Source organism: Neisseria sp. HMSC03D10 (assembly GCF_001807625.1).
In the GTDB taxonomy this organism is placed as follows: Bacteria; Pseudomonadota; Gammaproteobacteria; order Burkholderiales; family Neisseriaceae; genus Neisseria; species Neisseria mucosa.
Genome location: NZ_KV789532.1, coordinates 85,205 through 89,075, shown reverse-complemented (window position 1 = coordinate 89,075; position 3,871 = coordinate 85,205). Strand labels below are relative to the sequence as shown.

At 52.0% G+C, this 3,871-nt stretch carries 4 protein-coding genes; 1 reads left to right on the top strand and 3 read right to left on the bottom strand.

Annotated elements, in window-relative coordinates; translation table 11 throughout:
- Positions 1–154 precede the first annotated feature (154 nt).
- Positions 155–1,630, bottom strand: a complete 1,476-nt coding sequence (locus HMPREF3066_RS05920) for an aldehyde dehydrogenase family protein (RefSeq protein ID WP_070441152.1) — start codon at positions 1,628–1,630, stop codon at positions 155–157.
- A gap of 432 nt (positions 1,631–2,062) precedes the next feature.
- Here HMPREF3066_RS05920 and adhP point away from each other — a divergent pair, with 432 nt between their 5' ends.
- Positions 2,063–3,106, top strand: coding sequence for an alcohol dehydrogenase AdhP (gene adhP, locus HMPREF3066_RS05915; protein WP_003764565.1), 1,044 nt, complete (start codon positions 2,063–2,065; stop codon positions 3,104–3,106).
- An 86-nt stretch (positions 3,107–3,192) separates the two neighbouring features.
- Here adhP and HMPREF3066_RS05910 read toward each other — a convergent pair whose 3' ends face one another.
- Together HMPREF3066_RS05910 and HMPREF3066_RS05905 are read right to left on the bottom strand one after the other, a co-directional pair.
- Positions 3,193–3,540, bottom strand: coding sequence for a hypothetical protein (locus tag HMPREF3066_RS05910; protein WP_003763387.1), 348 nt, complete (start codon positions 3,538–3,540; stop codon positions 3,193–3,195).
- Between the two features lie 6 nt (positions 3,541–3,546).
- Entirely contained in the window at positions 3,547–3,738 is a 192-nt protein-coding gene (locus HMPREF3066_RS05905) for a zinc-finger domain-containing protein (RefSeq protein WP_003763364.1), read from the bottom strand.
- Positions 3,739–3,871 lie beyond the last annotated feature (133 nt).

The following is a 3,871-nucleotide window of genomic DNA, read 5'->3' as shown; positions in this document are numbered from 1 at the left end:
GGGGGAAAGGCTTTTTTGCAAAGGTCTCGGTTTATTTGTCTATAACAACAAGCACTCATAAAATTCCAGTCAACACAAAAAGGTCGTCTGAAACCCGAATCCGGATTTCAGACGACCTTTTTTTCTACATCAATAAACAATGTTCAGCAGGCAATCAATAGAAGCCTTCGCGCTCTTCGCGGGTGGAAATGTAGATGTTTTTCACCTGCGTGTACGCGGCGAGCATCATTTTGTGGGTTTCGCGGCCGATACCTGAAGTTTTGTAGCCGCCGAACGGTGCGCCTGCGGGCAGGCGGTTGTAGCAGTTCACCCAGACGCGGCCGGTTTCCAGTGCGTTGGAAACGCGCAGGCAGCGGTTGATGTCTTTGCTCCAAACTGCACCGCCCAGGCCGTATTCGCTGTCATTGGCCATTTTGATGACTTCTTCTTCGGTTTTGAATTTAATCACGGTGGCAACCGGGCCGAAGATTTCTTCTTGGGCAACGCGGGCGTTGTTGCTGTCGGCTTCAATCAAGGTCGGTTCGACAAATTCGCCTTTGCCCAACTCGCCTTCGATTTTCTTACCGCCGGTGATGATGCGGCAACCTTCCTGTTCGCCGATTTTGACGTATTTCAAAATGGTTTCGAGCTGACCGGCGTTGACTTGCGAACCCATTTGGGTGTCGTCTTCCCAAGGCAGGCCGACTTTGATTTTTTTAAACTCTTCCGCCAAGGCGTTGACGAATTTGTCGTAAATGCCTTCCTGAACGAAGATGCGCGAACCGGCGCAGCACACTTGGCCTTGGTTGAACAAAATACCTTTTTGCGCGCCTTCGAGGGCTTTGTCAAAAGGCATGTCGTCAAAGAAGATGTTGGCGGATTTGCCGCCCAGCTCCAAGGTAGCGGGAATCAGCATTTCGGCGGCGGCGATGCCGATGTGGCGGCCGATTTCGGTCGAACCGGTAAAGGCCAGTTTGTTGAAGCCTTTGTGGTGCAGCATGTATTCGCCGGATTTAGAACCGCGACCGGTGATGATGTTCAACACGCCTTTAGGCAGCAAGTGGTTGATTTTTTGGGCGAACGACAACAGACTCAGCGAAGTGCTGGAAGACGGGTGGATAACGATGGTACAGCCTGCGGCAAGTGCGGGCGCGATTTTCCAAGCCGCCATTAGGAAGGGAAAGTTCCACGGAATGATCTGACCGACGACGCCGATGGGTTCGCGCAGGACGATAGACAGGTCTTCGGAGTCAAGCTGGGTGGCAGTGCCTTCTTCGCCGCGGATCACGCTGGCAAAGTAGCGGAAATGGTCGGAAGCCAGCGGGATGTCGGCGGCGCGGGTTTCGCGGATAGGTTTGCCGTTGTCCAGCGTTTCCTGCAAGGCGAACAATTCCAAGTTTTCGTCAATCACATCGGCGATTTTGTTGAGTATGGCGGCGCGTTCGGTGGTGGTGGTTTTGCGCCATGTTTTGAACGCTTCTTGGGCGGCGGCGACGGCGGCATCCACATCGGCGTCGGTCGCGTCGGTGAATTTCGCCAATACTTCGCCGTTGGCGGGATTGTACGAATCCAAAAGCGCGCCGGGTTTCGTCCACACGCCGTTAATCAACAGGCCGTACTCTTTATCAAACACATTTAAATCTTTTGCCATGATGCTGTCTCCTTAGTTGTCTTTCTTAGGTTTTGGACGTTCCTCAAACGTCATCTGAAAACAGGATAATATTTTTTCTCTTTCAGTTCAAGCACTAAAAATGATAACGTTCTCAAAATTCCAAATATGTAATTTTCTAAAATAGGGAATTTAAGCCGATAAGATTTGACCCCGTATGGGAATGAAGCATGTTTGTTAATATATTTAAATTTTTCAGACAACCTTTTTTACATGATATGTGTAAGAATTTTTCAGCGGCTTGGTGGGTATATTTTCAGGTAGGTAAGATGTTATGGTATAACATTTTATTCCTTATTTTTCAAAAAGATAGGGTGTTGACACGGCGAAATGAAGGGGAGTATTCTCGTTTACAGGGGGTTTACCTCCTACCCGACCTTTTACGGATTTCTTACGAATGCCAAGGAGAACACCATGAAGATGCAAGCAGTTGTTGTGAATCAAAATGTAGCAGGCGATGTAGAAGTTGTAGAACGCGAACTGCGCCCGTTGGAATACGGCGAGGCGTTGGTTGAAGTCGAATATTGCGGCGTGTGCCATACCGACTTGCACGTTGCGGCAGGCGACTACGGCGAAAAACCGGGCCGCGTGTTGGGACACGAAGGCATCGGCATCGTCAAAGAAGTCGCTCCGGGCGCGAATGCCCTGAAAGTCGGCGACCGCGTCAGCATCGCATGGTTGTTCCAAAGCTGCGGTTCGTGCGAATACTGTAATACCGGCCGTGAAACCTTGTGCCGTTCCGTATTGAACGCAGGCTACACCGCCGACGGCGGCATGGCGACCCACTGTATCGTCGATGCAGACTACGCCGTCAAAGTACCCGACGGCCTCGATCCTGCACAAGCTTCCAGCATCACCTGCGCCGGCGTAACCACTTACAAAGGCGTGAAAGTTTCCGGCGTGCGTCCGGGACAATGGATTGCCGTTTACGGCGCGGGCGGTTTGGGCAACTTGGGTGTCCAATACGCGAAAAAAGTATTCGGCGCACACGTCGTCGCCATCGACATCAACGATGAAAAACTGGCATTCGCTAAAGAAAGCGGCGCAGATTTAGTCATCAACGCCGCCAAAGAAGACGCTGCCAAAGTGATTCAGGAAAAAACCGGCGGCGCACATGCAGCCGTTGTTACCGCCGTATCTGCCGCCGCGTTCAACTCTGCCGTGGACTGCGTCCGCGCAGGCGGTCGCGTCGTTGCCATCGGTCTGCCGCCCGAATCTATGGACCTGTCCATCCCGCGTCTGGTCTTGGACGGCATCGAAGTAGTCGGCTCACTGGTCGGTACGCGCAAAGACTTGGAAGAAGCCTTCCAATTCGGCGCAGAAGGCCTGGTCGTACCGAAAGTCCAACTACGCGCCTTGGACGAAGCGCCAGCAATCTTCCAAGAAATGCGCGAAGGCAAAATCACCGGCCGCATGGTTATCGACATGAAAAAAGAATGCGGCTGCGGTCATCATTAATTTGATGTAGGCAGTTGACTAAAAAGGTCGTCTGAAACCTTGTTTTGGGGTTTCAGACGACCTTTTGATAAGAACTTCAGACAGGATTATTCGATGATTTCGGTGAAGACGACGGTTTTGCCGCCGCGGGTAAGCGTGGCGAAGCCGTCCTGAAGCTGCCATATTGTGCTTGCATTGCGGTATTCCGTGGTTTTGGTCATCGAATGGGTTTGCGTCAGTTTTTCGACCGTACTTCCCTGACGCAGTTCGACCGTCATCGGGCTGTTGCTGTTGACGTAGATGGCGGAGATGCGGCTGCCGTCGGCGGCTTGGTAGCGGATGGCGTTGTTTTGCGCTTCGGCGACGACGGCGAGAGGGGCATCGGGGCGAACGGCTTTATACGAACCGCAGGCGGTACACAGTCCGAGCAACAGCAGGAGGGCGTATCTCTTCATAGCGTCTCAATAATGGTGGTGGGGAATGTGGCCTTCGAGATGGTAACGCGTCCCGCAGTAGGGGCATTCGATGTCGCTGTCGGACTGAATCGGGAGGAAGACGCGCGGATGACCGTTCCAAGTTTCGTGGTTGGGGCCGGAGCAGTGCAGCGGCAGGTCTTTGGGGTAGATAATGACGGTTTCGGTGTTTGCGTTCATGATTTTTCCTTGGTAAGTCCGACCTTATTGTACGATATATCGCCTGTTTGTGCAGCGCAAAAGGTCGTCTGAAAATGGGTTTTGGTTTGATAATGCTTTGGTTATATAGTGGATTAAATTTAAATCAGGACAA